At 60.5% G+C, this 18,007-nt stretch carries 16 protein-coding genes; 8 read left to right on the top strand and 8 right to left on the bottom strand.

What is annotated here, in order from left to right:
• Positions 1-9: 9 nt before the first annotated feature.
• On the bottom strand, positions 10-738 hold the full coding sequence (locus AB8A23_RS05305) for a YggS family pyridoxal phosphate-dependent enzyme (RefSeq protein ID WP_439060244.1): 729 nt from the start codon (positions 736-738) through the stop codon (positions 10-12).
• A 75-nt stretch (positions 739-813) separates the two neighbouring features.
• On the opposite strand from AB8A23_RS05305, the gene AB8A23_RS05300 reads away from it, so the two are divergent.
• From AB8A23_RS05300 to holA, 4 genes are all read left to right on the top strand, one after another.
• Positions 814-2,511: a diguanylate cyclase domain-containing protein gene (locus tag AB8A23_RS05300; protein WP_439060245.1), complete on the top strand. Its 1,698-nt coding sequence runs from the start codon at positions 814-816 to the stop codon at positions 2,509-2,511.
• A 181-nt stretch (positions 2,512-2,692) separates the two neighbouring features.
• On the top strand, positions 2,693-5,317 hold the full coding sequence (leuS, locus tag AB8A23_RS05295) for a leucine--tRNA ligase (protein ID WP_231078647.1): 2,625 nt from the start codon (positions 2,693-2,695) through the stop codon (positions 5,315-5,317).
• A complete protein-coding gene (locus AB8A23_RS05290; protein ID WP_089263131.1) occupies positions 5,304-5,855 on the top strand; it encodes an LPS assembly lipoprotein LptE in 552 nt (183 codons plus the stop codon). Before leuS ends, AB8A23_RS05290 begins: the two co-directional genes overlap by 14 nt.
• A gap of 8 nt (positions 5,856-5,863) precedes the next feature.
• On the top strand, positions 5,864-6,892 hold the full coding sequence (holA, locus tag AB8A23_RS05285; RefSeq protein ID WP_089263129.1) for a DNA polymerase III subunit delta: 1,029 nt from the start codon (positions 5,864-5,866) through the stop codon (positions 6,890-6,892).
• Here holA and AB8A23_RS05280 read toward each other — a convergent pair.
• From AB8A23_RS05280 to rsmG, 3 genes are all read right to left on the bottom strand, one after another.
• Positions 6,889-7,779: a ParB/RepB/Spo0J family partition protein gene (locus AB8A23_RS05280; protein ID WP_439060572.1), complete on the bottom strand. Its 891-nt coding sequence runs from the start codon at positions 7,777-7,779 to the stop codon at positions 6,889-6,891. The genes holA and AB8A23_RS05280 overlap by 4 nt on opposite strands.
• 148 nt (positions 7,780-7,927) lie before the next feature.
• Positions 7,928-8,782 carry a ParA family protein gene (locus tag AB8A23_RS05275; protein ID WP_068730223.1) on the bottom strand — a complete coding sequence of 285 codons (855 nt, stop codon included), beginning with the start codon at positions 8,780-8,782 and terminating at the stop codon, positions 7,928-7,930.
• Positions 8,769-9,479 carry a 16S rRNA (guanine(527)-N(7))-methyltransferase RsmG gene (gene rsmG, locus AB8A23_RS05270; RefSeq protein ID WP_231081251.1) on the bottom strand — a complete coding sequence of 237 codons (711 nt, stop codon included), beginning with the start codon at positions 9,477-9,479 and terminating at the stop codon, positions 8,769-8,771. Before rsmG ends, AB8A23_RS05275 begins: the two co-directional genes overlap by 14 nt.
• A 103-nt stretch (positions 9,480-9,582) precedes the next feature.
• Here rsmG and AB8A23_RS05265 point away from each other — a divergent pair, with 103 nt between their 5' ends.
• Both AB8A23_RS05265 and AB8A23_RS05260 read left to right on the top strand, forming a co-directional pair.
• On the top strand, positions 9,583-10,116 hold the full coding sequence (locus tag AB8A23_RS05265; protein WP_439060246.1) for a DUF4269 domain-containing protein: 534 nt from the start codon (positions 9,583-9,585) through the stop codon (positions 10,114-10,116).
• An 85-nt stretch (positions 10,117-10,201) separates the two neighbouring features.
• Positions 10,202-10,387, top strand: coding sequence for a hypothetical protein (locus AB8A23_RS05260; RefSeq protein WP_439060247.1), 186 nt, complete (start codon positions 10,202-10,204; stop codon positions 10,385-10,387).
• Positions 10,388-10,419: 32 nt separating this feature from the next.
• Here the strand turns inward: AB8A23_RS05260 and mnmG are convergent, their stop codons facing one another.
• The 4 genes from mnmG to hemJ form a co-directional block, all read right to left on the bottom strand.
• Entirely contained in the window at positions 10,420-12,291 is a 1,872-nt protein-coding gene (gene mnmG / locus AB8A23_RS05255) for a tRNA uridine-5-carboxymethylaminomethyl(34) synthesis enzyme MnmG (protein WP_439060573.1), read from the bottom strand.
• 266 nt (positions 12,292-12,557) lie between these two features.
• A complete protein-coding gene (gene mnmE, locus AB8A23_RS05250) occupies positions 12,558-13,892 on the bottom strand; it encodes a tRNA uridine-5-carboxymethylaminomethyl(34) synthesis GTPase MnmE (protein ID WP_439060248.1) in 1,335 nt (444 codons plus the stop codon).
• A gap of 236 nt (positions 13,893-14,128) precedes the next feature.
• Positions 14,129-15,394, bottom strand: coding sequence for a transcription termination factor Rho (gene rho / locus AB8A23_RS05245; RefSeq protein ID WP_068730228.1), 1,266 nt, complete (start codon positions 15,392-15,394; stop codon positions 14,129-14,131).
• Between the two features lie 274 nt (positions 15,395-15,668).
• Positions 15,669-16,091 carry a protoporphyrinogen oxidase HemJ gene (gene hemJ / locus AB8A23_RS05240; protein ID WP_093757804.1) on the bottom strand — a complete coding sequence of 141 codons (423 nt, stop codon included), beginning with the start codon at positions 16,089-16,091 and terminating at the stop codon, positions 15,669-15,671.
• 471 nt (positions 16,092-16,562) lie between these two features.
• Between hemJ and AB8A23_RS05235 the strand changes: the two genes are divergently transcribed.
• Positions 16,563-17,402: a pyruvate, water dikinase regulatory protein gene (locus AB8A23_RS05235; protein WP_089263669.1), complete on the top strand. Its 840-nt coding sequence runs from the start codon at positions 16,563-16,565 to the stop codon at positions 17,400-17,402.
• Entirely contained in the window at positions 17,399-18,007 is a 609-nt protein-coding gene (locus AB8A23_RS05230; protein ID WP_439060249.1) for a Maf family protein, read from the top strand. The genes AB8A23_RS05235 and AB8A23_RS05230 overlap by 4 nt, the downstream gene beginning before the upstream one ends.

The raw sequence follows: 18,007 nt of genomic DNA, 5'->3' as shown, positions 1-18,007 counted from the left end.
GCCTCTGGCCTAGCGACGTCCGAAAATCGCCGAGCCGACGCGCACATGAGTTGCGCCGAACTGGATGGCGATGGCGAAGTCGGCGCTCATTCCCATGGATAATTGCGTGAGCCCGTTGTGTGCGGCGATCTTCGCTGTCAGCGCGAAATGCGGTGCCGGCGCATCGTTAACCGGCGGAATGCACATCAGTCCGGAAATCGTCAGCCCATAGGTATCGCGGCAACGCGCCAGGAAATCATCAGCCTCGCCCGGCGCGATACCGGCCTTTTGCGGCTCCTCACCGGTGTTGAGCTGTACGAAGAGCTGCGGCGTCCGCTGCTGCGCCTTCATCTCCTTGCTTAACGCTTCGCAAATGCTCGGTCGATCGACCGAGTGAATCGCATCGAACAAGGCGACCGCTTCCTTGGCCTTGTTGGACTGCAAAGGCCCTATCAAATGCAACGCAATCGCGGGTTGAGTGGCGATTAACGCCGGCCATTTGGATTTTGCCTCCTGGACGCGATTTTCGCCGAACACACGCTGACCGGACTGGATCACGGGCGCAATTGCGTCAGCCTCGAACGTCTTCGACACCGCGATCAACGTCACAGAACTGCGGTCCCGCCGCGCTTCGTTACATGCGCGGAAGATATCGTACTCGACCGAAGCGAGTCCGTCGGTTGGTAAAGAAGACGTTACGCCCGACGACTCTTGCACGGATTTATTTTCAACCAAGGCGCGAACTTTCTTGAGATCCATTGCAGTTTAACGAATCCGGGAAAGGCTTTTTGAAGGCTTTGGAGTACCTATGTCCGCGGGGCTTAGGGATCGAAGATGTCACGCATCGGTATTAACCGCAATAAAGCGAGGCTTAGGGGAGCTCTCGGTATTCGCGCTCGACTGGTCCTGTTGGCCCTCATTCTGGTCGGGCCATTAATGGCGGAGCGAATTCGCTCACTCGATGTGACGCGTACCCACCAGATCGCGACGGCCGCGCGTGATTTCGCTGGCGTCGCCCAGCACAGCGCCGATGCACAGCGCGAAGTCTTCGCCTCGATCGAGGCCGTGCTGAAATCATCCGCCTACATCTATACGTCGGCCGCTCAGGTGAATCGGAGCTGCGCCATCATGCGGGCGAGCCTCCGCGGCGATATGCCGTGGCTGCGCAGCCTGACGGTGGCCGGCGCGGATGGCATCGCCATGTGCTCGACCTGGCCGGAAGTCATCGAGCAGAGATTCGATTTCAGCGATCGCCCCTATTTCAAGAGAGCGATAGCGACCGGTGAGTTTGTCGTCAGCGATTATCTGTTCAGCCGTTTAACGAACCAGCCGACAGTGATGGCTGCCTATCTCGCACCGGGCCTTACTAAGGGCGACGATGCCGTGGTACTGGCGGCGGTGAATCTCGACTGGATGTCGAAGATCATGGGCAATCTCGGCGACCGGCCCGGTGTCACGACACTGCTGGTCGATCATGCCGGCACCGTGCTTGCAGCGCCGCCGACAAACGCCAGCGCGATTGGTCGGCCGATGGAAGACCTTGCTCTATTGCCGATGATCGAAGCGCATCTGCGCAATACGGATAAGCAGACCGGTTCGCTGTCATTCAGCGCCAATGACGGTTCACAGCGCACCGTATCATTCGCGACAATCCCCGGTACCGGCGCGCAATTGATCGTCAGCATCGACGAGGCCCGAGTCTCGGCGGTTGCCGATCGCGAGATCCGCACCGCCTATTTGCAGCTCGCCTTCGTTTGCCTGTTCGTTCTGCTTGGCGCGCTGGTGGTTGCGGAGCGACTGATCATCAAGCCGATCCAGATGATGGAGACCATGGCGCAGCGCTTCGGTCGCGGCGACTGGTCGGCCCGCGTAGCGCGGAACAAGCTGCCGGCCGAGTTCGTACCGCTGGCACGCGCATTTTACGGCATGGCGGCGCAGTTGCGTGGTCGCGAACGCGAATTGCGCGCCAGCAACGAGCAGCTCACGGTGCTTGCCTCCATCGACATGCTGTCTGGCCTTGCCAATCGGCGCGGCTTCCAGAGCCGCCTCGATTTCGAATGGCTGAAGGCCCAGCAATCCGGCGACCATCTGACGCTGCTGATGATCGACGTCGATCACTTCAAACTCTTCAACGACACCTATGGCCATCCCGAAGGCGATGCTTGCCTGGCGCGCGTCGGCGAAGCTCTCTCCAGCCTGGCCGATCGCTGCTCGGGCTTTGCCGGACGCTATGGCGGCGAGGAATTCTGCCTGCTGCTGCCGGGCACCGAGGTCGCCCGCGGCGTCCAAATCGGCGAAATGGTACGCGCGGCAATCTGGAACCTGGCGGTCTCCCATGCCACCAGCGCACATCAGCGGGTCACGGTCAGTGTCGGCGTGGCCTCGACGATGCCAGCTACGCTGGAGACGGCGAACGATTTGATCGAGGCAGCCGATGCCTCGCTCTACGCCGCCAAACGGCGTGGCCGCAACACCGTGGTGGAGCACGGCTTCGTCCGGGCGTATGGCACGGCCGTGTCGCTGGCGGGGTGAGACGGCGGGCCCCCGCCCCTGGCCCGTTTCTTGTCTTAAACCATTGACCTAACGCGGCCTTTTATGGCCTAGTCCCCCGCCTCAGCGCGAATTCAGCCCGAGCAAGCACCGGTTTGCGACCTCGTTCGCGCGTCCATGATCTGAGAAGCGCTCGAACCGGCCGGCGGATTTCAAAAGCACCATGAGCAACGAACGTTACAACGCCCGCGAGACCGAACCGCGCTGGCAGCGCGTCTGGGACGACAAGGCGATCTTCGCCACCAAGAACGACGATCCGCGCGAGAAGTATTACGTACTCGAGATGTTCCCCTATCCGTCGGGGCGCATCCATATGGGCCATGTCCGCAACTATACGATGGGCGACGTGGTTGCGCGCTTCCAGCGCGCGCAAGGCAAGAACGTTCTGCATCCGATGGGCTGGGATGCGTTCGGCCTGCCCGCCGAGAACGCCGCGATCGAGCGCAAGGTCGCTCCGAAGGCGTGGACCTATGAGAACATCGCATCGATGAAGAAGCAGCTGCAGACCATGGGTCTGTCGCTGGACTGGGCGCGCGAATTCGCGACCTGCGACCCCAGCTATTACAAGCATCAGCAGAAGATGTTTCTCGACTTTCTGAAGGTCGGGCTCGCAGAGCGCGAGAAGCGCAAGATCAACTGGGACCCGGTCGATATGACCGTGCTCGCCAATGAGCAGGTGATCGACGGCCGCGGCTGGCGCTCCGGCGCGCTGGTCGAGCAGCGCGAGATGAACCAGTGGGTCTTCAAGATCACGAAGTATTCGCAGGAGCTGCTCGACGCGCTGGATACGCTCGACCGCTGGCCCGACAAAGTCAGGCTGATGCAGCGCAACTGGATCGGCCGCAGCGAAGGCCTGTTGATCCGCTTTGCGCTGGATCCCAAAACGACGCCATCAGGCGACAATGAACTGAAGATCTTCACGACGCGGCCCGACACACTGTTCGGTGCCAAGTTCATGGCGATTGCGCCGGACCATCCGCTTGCCACGGCGGCAGCGAAGAACAATCCGGCACTGACCGAATTCATCGCCGAGTGCAAACGGCGCGGCACCGCCCAGGCTGAGATCGACACCGCCGAAAAGATGGGCTTCGATACCGGCATCAAGGCCGTGCATCCGTTCGATCCGAACTGGAAGCTGCCGGTCTATGTCGCGAACTTTATCCTGATGGAATACGGCACCGGCGCCATCTTCGGCTGCCCGGCACATGACCAGCGCGACCTCGACTTCGTCAATAAATATGATCTCGGCAGCACGCCGGTAGTCTGTCCCGAGGGGCAGGATCCGGCGACCTTTGTCGTGACCGACGTCGCCTATGACGGCGATGGCCGCATGATCAATTCGCGCTTTCTCGATGGCATGACGATCGAACAAGCCAAGGCTGAGGTCGCAAAGCAGCTCGAAGCCGAGATTCGCGGCAACGCACCGGTTGGCGAGCGGCAGGTGAACTTCCGCCTGCGCGACTGGGGCATCTCACGCCAGCGCTACTGGGGCTGCCCGATCCCGATCATCCACTGCCCGAGTTGCGATATCGTGCCGGTGCCGGACAAGGATCTGCCCGTCGTGCTGCCGGAGGATGTGACCTTCGACAAGCCAGGCAACGCGCTCGATCATCATCCGACCTGGAAGCACGTGAAGTGCCCGAACTGTGGCGCGGATGCGCGGCGCGAGACCGACACGATGGATACGTTCGTCGATTCGTCCTGGTACTTCGCGCGCTTTACCGATCCGTGGAACACAGCAGCGCCGACAACACCGGGCGTCGCCAATCGCATGATGCCGGTCAATCAGTATATCGGCGGCGTCGAACACGCGATCCTGCATCTGCTCTATAGCCGCTTCTTCACCCGCGCGATGAAGGCGACCGGTCACGTCAATTTCGACGAACCGTTCGCCGGCATGTTCACGCAGGGCATGGTGGTTCACGAGACCTACAAGAAGCTGGACGGCACCTTCGCCTCACCGGCCGAGATCAACATCACCGGCGACGGTGACGGCCGCCGCGCAACCATGCTGACCGACGGATCACCAGTGGAGATCGGCTCGATCGAGAAGATGTCGAAGTCGAAGCGCAACACGGTCGATCCCGACGACATCATCGGCACCTACGGCGCCGATACCGCCCGCTGGTTCATGCTGTCGGATTCGCCGCCGGACCGCGACGTCATCTGGAGCGAGGAAGGCGTCAAGGGCGCCTCACGTTTCGTGCAGCGCCTGTGGCGTCAGATCAACGAATCAGCCGCGCACGGCAAATCGGCGCCGGCAGCCCGTCCCACCGAATTCGGTCCGGATGCGATGGCGATCCGCAAGGCCGCGCATGGCGCGCTCAGCAAGGTCTCGACCGAGATCGAAAAACTGCATTTCAATGTCTGCCTCGCCCATATCCGCGAATTTTCCAACCTGCTGGGCGAAGCTTTGGCGCGTTCGGGAACCCCGACCCCGGATGTCTGCTGGGCGCTCCACGAGGCCTCGGTCATCCTTGTTCAACTGTTTGCGCCGATGATGCCGCATCTGGCCGAGGAATGCTGGGGTGTGCTGGGGCAACCGGGCATGATCTCGGAAGCCCGTTGGCCGCAAATCGAGCCCAATCTGCTGGTTGAAGACACCATGACCCTGCCGGTACAGGTCAATGGTAAGAAACGTGGAGAAGTCACAGTGGCCCGGGAAGCGACGAACCCGGAAATTGAGGCTGCCGCTCTGGCGCTCGATGCTGTAAAACAGGCGCTGGACGGCAAGCCCGTCAAGAAGGTCATCGTCGTCGCCCAGAGGATCGTGAATGTTGTCGGCTAAATCCCGCATTGCCGCCCGGCTCATGGTCGTCGCCACCCTGGCGGCGCTGACGGCCGGCTGCTTCCAGCCGATGTATGCCGAGCGTGGCGACGGTAAACCCGGCCTGCGCGAGAAGCTGCAGGGCGTCGAGGTGCCGCCGCTAGACTATCCCAACGCGTCGCCGCAAGCCCGCGTCGGCGTGAATATCCGCAATGCACTGATGTTCAAGATGTACGGCAGCGCCACCGGCCTGCCGCCGACCTATCAGCTGAAGATTCGCTTCAATCCGAGCCGGACCTCGCTGATCGTCGATCCGAATACCGCGCTGCCGACCAGCGAAAACTACGGCATCGATGCGACCTATGGTCTAATCGAGATCGCCACCGGCAAACAGGTCCTGACCGGCAGCACCTTCTCCCGCGTCACTTATGACATCCCGGGCCAGTTGCAGCGCTTCGCCCGAGCCCGCGCCTATCGGGACGCCGAAGACCGTGCGGCCGGTGAGATCGCCGACAACATCAATACCCGTCTGGCGTCGTTCTTCTACGCCGGCACCTAAGCCGTCGCGTGGTCGCGCTTCGCGGAAAAGACATCGACACGTTTCTGGCGCGGCCGGATGCCGGCCGGCCGATCATTCTGCTCTACGGAGCTGACGCTGGACTCGTCCGCGAGCGCGCCGACGCGCTGATGAAATCCGCGGTCGACGATCCCAATGATCCATTTTCGCTGGTTCGCATGGACGGCGATGATTTGGCCGCCGAGCCGTCGCGTCTCGTCGAAGAAGCCATGACGGTGCCGCTGTTCGGTGGGCGGCGGGCGATCCGTGTGCGCGCAGGCTCGAAGAATTTTTCCAGCGGCGTCGACACGCTCGCTGACTCCGATATCAAGGATTGCCGCATCGTCATCGAGGCTGGTGAGCTTCGGCCGGAATCGCCATTGCGGAAAGTCTGCGAGAAGGCCAGGACCGCGGTGGCCATCGCCTGTTACCCCGACACCGAGCGCGATCTCGCAAAGCTTATCGATGAAGAGCTCCGCGTCTCCAATCTCCGCATGGCGCCGGATGCACGCGCCACACTAATGTCGCTGCTCGGCGGCGATCGGCAGGCATCGCGTAACGAGCTCCGCAAGCTCACGCTCTATGCGCATGGTACCGGCGAAGTCACGCTCGACGACGTGATGGCCGTCGTCGCCGACGCGTCCGAGCTGAAGATCGATCCAATTGTCGACGGCGCCTTTGCCGGGAATCCCGCCGCGGTGGAAGTCGAGTTCAACAAGGCGATGATCGCCGGAACTTATCCGGGCATGATCATGATGGCCGCGCAGCGCCAGGCCGCATTGCTGCACAAAGCCAGCCTGCTGGTGGAGGCTGGTAGTTCGGCATCAGCAGCCGTGGAAAGCGGATTTCCGCGGCTGCATTTTTCCCGCAAGGGAACGGTGGAAGCAGCGCTGCGAAATTTCTCCGCACAGCGGTTGGTCAGCATCATCGACCAGCTCGCCGTTGCCGCCCTCGACGTCCGCAAGCAAAACGCCCTCGGCGCGGTGATCGCACAGAGGGCGTTGATGTCGATTGCCGTGAATGCAAGGCGGCGAGGTTAGCTCTCCGAATCCAGCCGCTTCAGAATTTCGTCGAGCTGATCGAGATCACGATACTTGATGATCACGGTCCCGCCGGGATCACGGTGATCCACCGACACTTTCAGCCCGAGCACGTCGCTGACCCGTTTCTCCAGCGCGATCGTGTCGGCATCTTTCGCCGCCTTGGGAGACGACGTGCGCGGCTTCTGCGGCGCGCGCTCCGGCACGCCCTCTTCATGCGCGAGTGCTTCGGTCTGACGAACGTTCAGTCCCTCGGCGATGATCCGTTTCGCGGCGCTCGATGCGTCCGGCAGGTTGATCAGCGCGCGGGCGTGACCGTTGGAGAGCTGCCCCGATGCGATCAGGTCCTGCACGTCATCCGGCAGCTTGGTAAGGCGCATCATGTTGGCGACATGGCTGCGGCTCTTGCCGACGATTTTCGCGATCTCGTCCTGGCTGTGTTTGTAGGTCTCGGCGAGCGCGTGATAGCCCTGCGCCTCTTCCATCGCATTGAGATCTTCGCGCTGGACGTTCTCGATGATCGCGATTTCCATCGCGGCCGAATCCGTCACGTCGAGCGGCACGATCGGCACTTCATGCAGACCGGCGATCTGCGACGCGCGCCAGCGGCGTTCGCCGGCGATGATCTCGAAGCGATCGTTGCTACCCTTCACCGGGCGCACCACGATCGGCTGGATCACGCCATGCTGCTTGATCGACGCCGCGAGTTCGCTGAGTTCCGCATCCGCAAAGGCCCGCCGCGGATTGCGCGGATTGGCCTTGAGAAATTCGATAGGCACCTTGCGCTGATTGCGCGAAGGACGCTCGACATGCGCGGCTTCGCCGCCGACATCGCCGATCAGACTTGCAAGACCGCGGCCCAGCCGCGAACGCGCTTCATCAGCCATCGCCAATCCCTTCGAACTCATCGCGCCACTCCGTACTCAAACTTGAAATTCGGTTGCAGGCTGGGTAAAGGCGCACTTGCGCCGCGCCTGCCATTATCGTTTGCGATCCGCTGTGGTGGGCACGCTGTGCTTTGCCCACCCTACTTGCTCAGTGAGCGGTGCGCAGGTCGCGCTCGCGCTGGATCACTTCGGTCGCGAGCCGCAGATAGGCTTCAGAGCCCGAGCACTTCAGGTCATAGACCAGCACCGGCTTGCCGTAGGACGGCGCTTCCGAAATGCGAACGTTACGCGGGATCATGGTCTCGTAGACCTTGCTGCCCATGAATTCGCGGACATCGGCAACCACCTGGTTTGACAGGTTGTTGCGCGAGTCGAACATGGTCAGCACGATGCCATGGATCGACAAGTTCGGATTCAGCGTCGAGCGCACCTGCTCCACCGTCTGCAACAATTGCGACAGACCTTCGAGCGCGAAGAACTCACACTGCAGCGGAACGAGGATCGCATCCGATGCGGCCATCGCATTGACCGTGAGAAGATTGAGCGACGGCGGACAGTCGATCAGCACGTAAGTATAGTCGGAGCCCGGCGAGACATTGTTGTTCAACTCGCCGATCGCATCGCGCAGCCGGAAGGCGCGGTCGCGGGCCGAGCCGAGTTCGAGTTCGAGACCCGAAAGATCCATGGTCGATGCGGCAATATGCAAACGCGGCACCGCGGTGACAACGACGGCATCGCGCAGCGGCGCTTCGCCGATCAACACGTCGTAGGTTGAGCAGTTGCGATTGCGGCGATCGATGCCGAGTCCGGTGGACGCATTACCCTGCGGATCGAGATCGACGATCAACACGCGCTCGCCGATCGCGGCGAGTGCGGTGCCGAGATTAATCGCGGTGGTGGTCTTGCCAACGCCGCCTTTCTGATTCGCCAGCGCCAGGATGCGCGGATGGCCAGGCACCGTATTTGACGTATGCTCTTGATATTGCTGATCAATTACGGTCATTGGTGTGGCCATTTTGGTTTGCGGACGGGGTCAGTCGCTCGATCCGGTCGAGTTCGACGATCCAGCCTTGTCCGCCGGTCAGGCTGGCATGCAGGCGCGGGCTTATATTCCAATATCTAGTAGCTTCGGTCAATTCCGATTCTACATCTTGACCCTTGAGAAATAAGGCTTTTGTGCCCGGCTTCATCAGGGGCTCGGCGAAACCGATAACGATATGTAACGACGCAACGGCACGCGCGGTGATGCAATCGACATGCTCGGGAAATCTATCCACATTATCCCCGATGTCAGCCAGATGAATCGTGCCGGGGGCTTGCGTCACACGTAACGCTTCGCGCAGGAACGCCGCCTTCTTGGCGTTTCGCTCGACGAGATGAACATGTCCGCCAGCGACATCACCCATGGCACAGGCCAGAACCACACCGGGGAAACCTCCGCCGCTGCCGAAGTCGAGCCAGGTCATGGCTGAAGGCGCGAGGTTCAGAAGCTGCAGCGAATCCGAGATATGGCGCGTCCAGAGATTTGGAAGCGTGGCCGGCGAAATCAGATTTGTCTTGGCCTGCCACTGCAGCAACAGGTCGACATAGCGATCGAGCCTGTCTTCCGTTTCACGTGAAACAGGGGTCAGCCGCAAGGCCGCAGCTTTATCGGCATCGAGCCGGGGTGCGGGCGCCGCTTGTTGGGATCGTTGAGCCATTGGATTGTCTGTAAAGCTGTTGGGACCCATCCATACTCTGAGTCCATTTTTCCAGCTATCGAATTGCGGAGCGGCAGCGGCAAATCGGGACGAAAAGCACGCGATGACCGAGCGACCGACCTATCAGGAGGCTCTGCGGCGAACTAATCTGCTCAGGATCCTGGCGCCGTTCGATCCGCATGTGGTCGGCACACTTCCGCTTGGCGTGGCCAGACCCGGCAGCGACATCGATATCGTCTGTTGTGCCACGGATAGATCTTCCGTAGCCACCCTGCTCTGGGAGCATTTTCGCGATGCCGATGACTTCGCGCTCTATCAATGGTCGGCCAGAGGCCGACCGGTCGTCGCTAAGCTCAGCACCTATGGATGGCCATTCGAAATCTTCGTCAGCTCGACTCCGGTACAGGATCAAGCTGGCTGGCGGCACTTCGAGGTCGAGAAGCGACTGCTGACCCTGGGCGGACCCGCCTTCCACACCGCCATCTGCGCGTTACGGGCCGGAGGAGTAAAGACAGAGCCTGCCTTTGCGCGTGCTCTCAAGCTTGAAGGCGATCCTTACGCCGTCCTGTACGACCTGTTCAGCACCTCTGATAACCAGCTGAATGCCGTCCTGAGGGCGCAAGGGTTTGTAGTATAGAGGATTCAGGACAGTGAGTTGACTAGGATCAATGCGAGCAGGACGAGTCCGGCCTCCAATGAATCATCGTTGGAGGCAGATGACCATGAGTGTGATCGTACGGCTTTTCCTGATGCTGGCAGCACCCATCACTGCGCTATTCGTCTCGCGTGATGCGCTCAATTTCGACGTGGTCCAGACAATCGTCGCCGTGATCCTCTTTACGGTGGCCGTAGCGGCTATTGCCTTCTGGCCTCGCCCAACGAAGCCATCTTCCACGAAGCGGCACTGATTTCAGCGTCCTGTTTCACGTGAAACAACCAACTATGCCAAAGCAGCCTTCGGCTTGCGTGCTTCGCGGCGGAGATAGGCCGCGAGAATGGCCAGCGCCGCCGGGGTCATACCATCCAGACGTCCCGCCTGCCCCACAGTGTGAGGAAGCGCTGCCTTGAGCTTCGCCCGGGCCTCATTGGACAGTCCGGGGACCGCATCATAGTCGACATCCACCAGCGAGAGACCCTCGTCACGGCGAAAAGCCTCCACATCCGCGGTCTGACGCTTCAGATAGACATCATATTTGGCGTCGATCTCGATATGGGTGCCGATCGCTGGGTCAATGGCCGACAATTCAGGCCAGATCCGGGTCACGGTGGCCCATTCGGTCTCTGGGTAGGACAGGAGATCGAAGGCAGAGCGACGCTGACCATCGTGATTGAGCACCAGACCATGCTTCGCCGCCCCGTTAGGAGTGATCGAAAGCGCCTGCGTGAGCGTCTTACCGACGGTGAGGGCTTCCATCTTGGCGCCATGCCGGACCGAACGAGCGCTGCCGACACATCCCAGGCTGATACCCTTGTCGGTCAGGCGCTGATCGGCATTGTCGGCACGCAGCGTGAGACGATATTCGGCCCGCGAAGTGAACATCCGATAGGGCTCGGTAATCCCGCGGGTGACCAGATCGTCGATCATCACGCCGAGATAGCCATCGGCGCGATCGAATACGGTCAACTGGCTACCGCTCGCCACCAAAGCCGCATTCAGACCGGCGACGAGACCTTGGGCGGCGGCTTCTTCGTATCCTGTGGTGCCATTGATCTGCCCGGCCAGAAACAGGCCAGGGACGCGCTTGGTCTGCAGCGTCGGATCGAGTTCGCGGGGATCGACGTGGTCATATTCGATCGCATAACCCGGGCGGGCCATTCGGACCCGCTCGAGACCGGGGATCGAGGCCAGGATCGCAGCCTGAACCTCCTCGGGCAGTGAGGTAGAGATGCCGTTCGGATAGACCGTGGAGTCATCGAGGCCTTCCGGCTCCAGGAAGATCTGGTGACCATCGCGATCGCCAAAGCGGACGATCTTGTCCTCGATGGACGGGCAATAGCGCGGCCCTGAGCTCTTGATCTGGCCGGAATACATCGGCGAGCGATGCACATTGGCCCGGATCACCTCATGGGTCGCCTGTGTAGTGCGCGTGATGCCGCACTGAATCTGCGGATTGGTGATCCGCTCGGTCATGACCGAGAACGGCTCCGGCGGATCGTCGGCGGACTGCATCTCAACCCCGGCCCAGTCGATGGTGGTGCCATCGAGCCTTGGTGGCGTGCCGGTTTTGAGCCGTCCGAGGGTGAAGCCGACACGCTCGAAGGCCCGGGACAGGCCCAGCGCCGGGGCTTCATCGATCCGGCCGGCCGGCCAGTTCTTCTCGCCGAGATGGATCAACCCGCGCAGAAAGGTGCCAGTCGTGATGACCACCGATCCGGCAGAGAGTTCGCGGCCGTCGGCCAGACGGATGCCGGTGACCCGGCCATTTGACATCAGCAGATCGTCGGCTTCGCCCTCGATCACGCTCAGATTCTCGGTCGCCACGATCGCCGCCTGCATCGCTGCAGCGTAAAGCTTGCGGTCCGCCTGGGTGCGCGGGCCACGAACGGCCGGACCCTTCTTGCGGTTGAGCATGCGGAACTGGATGCCGCCGGCATCGGCGATGCGTCCCATCAACCCGTCCAGCGCATCGACTTCGCGAACCAGATGACCCTTGCCCAGACCGCCGATGGCGGGGTTGCAGGACATCGCGCCAATAGTCGCGAACTGGTGCGTGACGAGTGCCGTCAGCGCGCCCATGCGCGCAGCACCAGCCGCGGCCTCGCAGCCGGCATGGCCTCCCCCGATTACGATGACGTCGAACTTGTCCTGCATGGCCGCAGCTTCTAGCGCGGGTGCCGCCGGGATTGAAGAGAAATCCACAGGCACTGTTTCACGTGAAACAACGGATGTCCTCTGAAGAGGATCCGAGAGGCAAGACTGTTTCACGTGAAACACAGTCTGCTTTAGCCGTCATTGCGTGGCGCCACGCCTGCAACGAGCAGTCTTGTCCTTTTAAAACGGTTGAAATCTGTTTAACCGAGAGGCTCGCTTCTTAGATGATCTCACATTCATTTCATAAAATAATGAACAAAGAAATATTACTTACCTATACAAAAGTCCCGAAAGATGCTATCGAGGATATCCTCTACATCGACACGTCCCAGCAATCGTCCCAATTGCTGCGCTGCAGCACGCATATCTTCGGCAACGAATTCTTCACCTTGCTCAGCCGATGCTGCAGCATGCTGCAGCAAATCCGATGTGCTGCGCAGCAAAAGACGCTGCCGCTCCCGGGTAATCAGCCCGGCCTCTCCGCTTCCAAAGTACCGACCGGCGAAATCTATAAGCAGGGCCAACAATTGCGCGAGGCCATCGCCGCGCTCTGCAGAGATGGCGATCAACAGGTCTGACCCGGCCGACGCCTCCTGGAACAGATCGACCTTGTTCCGGACCACCCAGACCGGCGTTTCAGATTCCGCCAACCATTGCCCCGGATTGGACGCCTCCGCCTCGGAGTCGACCAGCCACAGCACCAGATCCGCTTCGGCCGCCCGAGCCCGCGCCCGGCGCACGCCCTCCCCCTCCACCGGATCGGCCGTCTCGCGAATGCCGGCGGTATCGATGATCATCACCGGATAACCGTCGAGATCGAGCTGCACCTCGATGACGTCCCGGGTGGTGCCCGCATGCGGTGAAACAATTGCCACGTCGCGCCGGGCGAGCTGATTCATCAGCGTCGATTTGCCGACATTGGGCTGACCCGCGATCGCCACCACCAGACCGTCACGCAAGCGCTCGCTTCGACCCTGTGCCGCCAGCACCTCCTCGATCTCCCGATACAGCGCCGATGCCTTCGCCAAAGCCGGCGCCAGCAATTCGGCAGATACGTCGCCCTCGTCGGAAAAATCGATGCCGACTTCAACCAGGGCCAGCGCCTCGATAATCTGCTGTCGCCAATTGCGCGCCTTGTCGCCGAGCAGTCCCCTGAGTTGCCGCAGCGCCTGACGCCGCTGCCGGTCAGTGTCCGCGTGAATCAGATCGTCGAGGCCTTCCGCCTCGGTCAGGTCGAGCTTGCCGTTCTCGAACGCGCGGCGCGTGAATTCGCCGGGCTCCGCCGGCCGCAAGTCGTCGATGGCGCCCAGGGCCTCAAACAAAGAAGCCAATACCGCGCGCCCGCCATGAATATGAAATTCGGCGACATCTTCCCCAGTCGCACTGGCCGGTCCCGGAAACCACAGCACCACCGCATCGTCGATCGGGCCGAGCTTCTCATCCAACAACAGAACATGGGTAGCCAACCGCGGCGCCGGCAGCTTCCTTGCCAGACGCGTCAGCGCCTCACCTGCCTGAGGACCTGACACGCGGACAATCGCAATCGCCGTCGGCGGGCGCCCGGAGGACAAAGCGTAGATCGTCTGGTCGCGTGGATGCATCGCCTATTTGCCGATGGGGGCGATGCGATGCAATGGGGATTCTGAACCCAGAATCCCCAGATGTTTAAAACAATCCGGGATTCAGGGTCTGTACTTCGGCCGACTTCGCCGACCTCCGTACATCCCGGAATGACGGTCAACGGTCAGTAGCAAAGAACCGACACAAAAAAGCGCCGCTGCTTTCGCAACGGCGCGTTTTGCAGTCCTGCAGCTGTTCGCTCGAACAGCCCCGAAACTTACGTATTCATCGAATCGAAGAATTCCGAGTTGTTCTTCGTGTTGCGGAGCTTGTCGAGCAGGAAGTCGATAGCGTCCATCGTACCCATCGGATTGAGGATCCGGCGGAGCACATACATCTTCTTGAGGAGCTGCGGATCGGTGATGAGCTCTTCCTTGCGGGTGCCCGAGCGCGAAATATCGATCGCCGGGAAGGTCCGCTTGTCCGAGACCTTGCGGTCCAGGATGAGCTCCGAGTTACCGGTACCCTTGAATTCTTCGAAGATGACTTCGTCCATGCGGCTGCCGGTATCGACCAGCGCGGTGGCGATGATGGTCAGCGAACCACCTTCTTCCACATTACGGGCGGCACCGAAGAAGCGCTTCGGACGCTGCAGCGCATTGGCGTCGACACCGCCGGTCAGCACCTTGCCGGATGAAGGCACCACGGTGTTGTAAGCACGGCCAAGACGGGTGATCGAATCCAGCAGGATGACCACGTCGCGGCCATGTTCGACCAGGCGCTTGGCCTTCTCGATCACCATTTCGGCGACCTGAACGTGACGGACGGCCGGTTCGTCGAAGGTCGAGGAAACGACTTCGCCCTTCACCGAACGCTGCATGTCGGTGACTTCTTCCGGACGTTCGTCGATCAGAAGAACGATCAGATAGCATTCCGGGTGGTTGGCGGTGATCGAATGCGCGATGTTCTGCATCAGCACGGTCTTACCCGTACGCGGCGGCGCGACGATCAGTGCGCGTTGACCCTTGCCGATCGGCGCGACGATGTCGATGACACGCGCCGAGAGATCGCGGCGGGTCGAATCTTCCAGCTCGAGGCGGAAGCGCTGGTCCGGAAACAGCGGGGTGAGGTTGTCGAAATTGACCTTGTGCTTCGACTTCTCGGGATCTTCGAAGTTGAGCGTATTGACCTTGAGCAAAGCGAAATAACGTTCGCCTTCCTTCGGGCTGCGGATATGGCCTTCGACCGTATCCCCAGTGCGCAAGCCGAAGCGGCGGATCTGCGACGGCGAGACATAGATATCGTCCGGACCTGGCAGGTAGTTCGCATCGGGCGACCGCAAGAAGCCGAAGCCGTCGGAGAGAACCTCGACGACGCCTTCACCGATGATGTCGGTTTCCTTGATCGCCAGCTGCTTCAAGCTCGCGAACATCAGCTCCTGCTTGCGCATGGTGCTGGCATTTTCGACCCCGAGCTCTTCCGCAAACGAGACAAGCTCGGCTGGCGTCTTGGCCTTGAGGTCCTGGAGTTTCATTTCCCGCATTGGGAGGTGTCCTGTGGAAAGTCGGGGAGGGAGCGCGAGGTAGCCAAGACGGATGCGGACGCTGGAAAAGATCAGGAAAGTCCGCAGGTCTCTGGCCAGGAAGTCTTGAGCGAGGAAGGTGCTGAAGGAGCTTCAAACCTGATGCGGTGGCCGGTTCAAAAAGCGAAACCGGTACAAACCACATCCGCCTGCGTGGGGTGGGATGACGCGAATATAGAAAATCGCAGGGTGTCGCGCAAGGAGCCGAAACGGCGGTTGTGATGAGAAATTTGGCCTAGAACGGCTTCACGATCACCAAAATGACGATCAGGATCATCAAAATTGTGGGTACCTCGTTGATAATTCGATAGAATTTCGAAGTCCGCGTATTTTTGTCCTGAGCAAAATCACGCACCCGGGCACTCAGAAAGCCATGAACGCCAGACATCAGCAGCACCAGCGTCAGTTTGGCGTGAAACCAGCCCGAGCTGAACCAGTGACCGGCCCAGGCGAGATACAGGCCGAGGATCCAGGTGACGATCATCGCCGGATTGATGATCGCCTTGAGCAGGCGACGCTCCATCACCTTGAAGGTTTCGGATTGCTTCGAACCGATCTCCGCATCGCAGTGATAGACGAATAGTCGCGGCAGATAGAGCATGCCCGCCATCCACGAGATGACGGCGATCACATGCAGCGCCTTGGCCCATTCATACATTCAAAAGTTCTTTCCAGCATCACTGCGTCCCATCGCACGTGCCGAGACCGGACATTTCACCGGAAAGCCGCGTTGCAGGACGCGCCGATACAGAGCGGATCACCGCACTATCCGCAAGCCATCCTTCTCTTAAATAATATTTATAGAATCTTAGGTTTGAGTCTAAGTGACAGTGGATTTCAGCCGCCCAAAACAATCCCGGAACTGTCCCACGCTTATGCACATCGCCACGTGATTTCCCCAAAGCGGCCTGCATGCAAGTTCGATATGCAGCGCAAAGGCTTACCGTCGCCGTGCACTGGATTATCCCAAGACAAACCCGGATAACCCCATTATCATTCAGAGCAGCCTCAGAGCTTTTCCTCTTCATGAGCCCTGTGAAGAAAAAACCGAGTTATCCCGGGCTCGCCGAGGCGATGGTCGATTTCCCGGAAAAGCTCCACAGAGATTCACAGGACATACACGATCATGGTGCCCACCACCGGCAGCTATTTTCATCTTCATCTGGTCTCCGATTCGACCGGTGAGACGTTGATCACGGTGGCCCGCGCCGTCGCGGCGCAATATGCGAATGTCACGCCGGTCGAGCATGTCTATCCGCTGGTCCGCAGCCAGAAACAACTCGATCGCGTGCTCTCCGAAATAGAGGAAGCGCCCGGCATCGTTCTCTTCACGCTGCTGGAAAAAGATCTGGTTGGCCGGTTGGAAGCCAAGTGCCAGGAGATCAACAGCCCGAGCCTGTCGATCATCGGGCCAGTGATGCAGCTGTTTCAGGCTTATCTTGGTGCGTCGACCACCGGCCGCGTCGGTGCGCAGCACACGCTCAACGCCGAATATTTCAAGCGTATCGACGCGCTGAATTATTCGATGATGCATGACGACGGCCAGCATGTGGAAGGCCTCGAAGAAGCGGACGTGGTTCTGGTCGGCGTTTCGCGCACATCGAAGACACCAACATCGATCTATCTTGCCAATCGTGGTGTGCGCACGGCCAATGTGCCGCTCGTCCCGGGCATCCCCATTCCCCATCAGCTTGAGACGTTGAAAAATCCGCTGGTGGTCAGCCTGCACGCGACGCCGGAGCGCTTGATTCAGATTCGCCAGAACCGGCTTCTCAGCATTGGCAGCGATACGGCCAATGACGATTATATCGATCGCCAGTCGGTCACGGACGAAGTCACCTATGCGCGCAAGCTTAGCGCCAAATACGGCTGGGCTTTGTTGGAAGTGACACGTCGCTCCATCGAGGAAACCGCGGCGGCCATCATGAAACTGTTGGCCGATCGCCAGCGTCAGAGGATGTCCGAATGACCATTTGGCGTGGCGTGCAACCGCTGATCCTGGCGTCGCAAAGTTTGGCGCGTCGTGAGTTGCTGGCGAATGCTGGCATTACGTTTGACGCGATGCCGGCGGATATCGACGAGCGCGGCATCCAGCAGAAATCCGGGTTGAAGGCGCCGGGCGAGATCGCAGCCTTGCTCGCCGAGCGGAAGGCGGCCTTTATCTCGCTGCGTCATCCCGGCCGCTATGTTCTTGGCGCCGATCAAATCCTGGCGCTCGGGGATCGGATGTTCAGCAAACCCGCCGGACGCGAACAGGCGGCCGAACAACTTGCGATCCTCGCCGGTCGGACCCACGAATTGCATTCAGCGCTTGCCGTCGTTTGCGATGGTGCGACGTTGTTCTCCAATGTCTCCGTGGCGCATATGACCATGCGCAAGCTGGATGGTACGGCGATCAATGCCTATCTGGACGCTGCGGGCGACAAGGTGACGACGAGTGTCGGCGCCTATCAGCTCGAAGGTCTGGGTGTGCATCTGTTCGAGCTGATTGAAGGCGATCACTTCACCATTCTTGGTCTGCCACTACTGCCACTGCTGAGTTTCCTGCGCGGCGAAGAGATGATCGCGATCTGA

Origin of the sequence: Tardiphaga sp. 619_E2_N8_4, from assembly GCF_051810905.1 — a bacterium.
Lineage (GTDB): Bacteria > Pseudomonadota > Alphaproteobacteria > Rhizobiales > Xanthobacteraceae > Tardiphaga > Tardiphaga robiniae.
The sequence above is the reverse complement of the archived record's forward strand: the minus strand, read 5'-3'. Positions and strand labels throughout refer to the sequence as shown.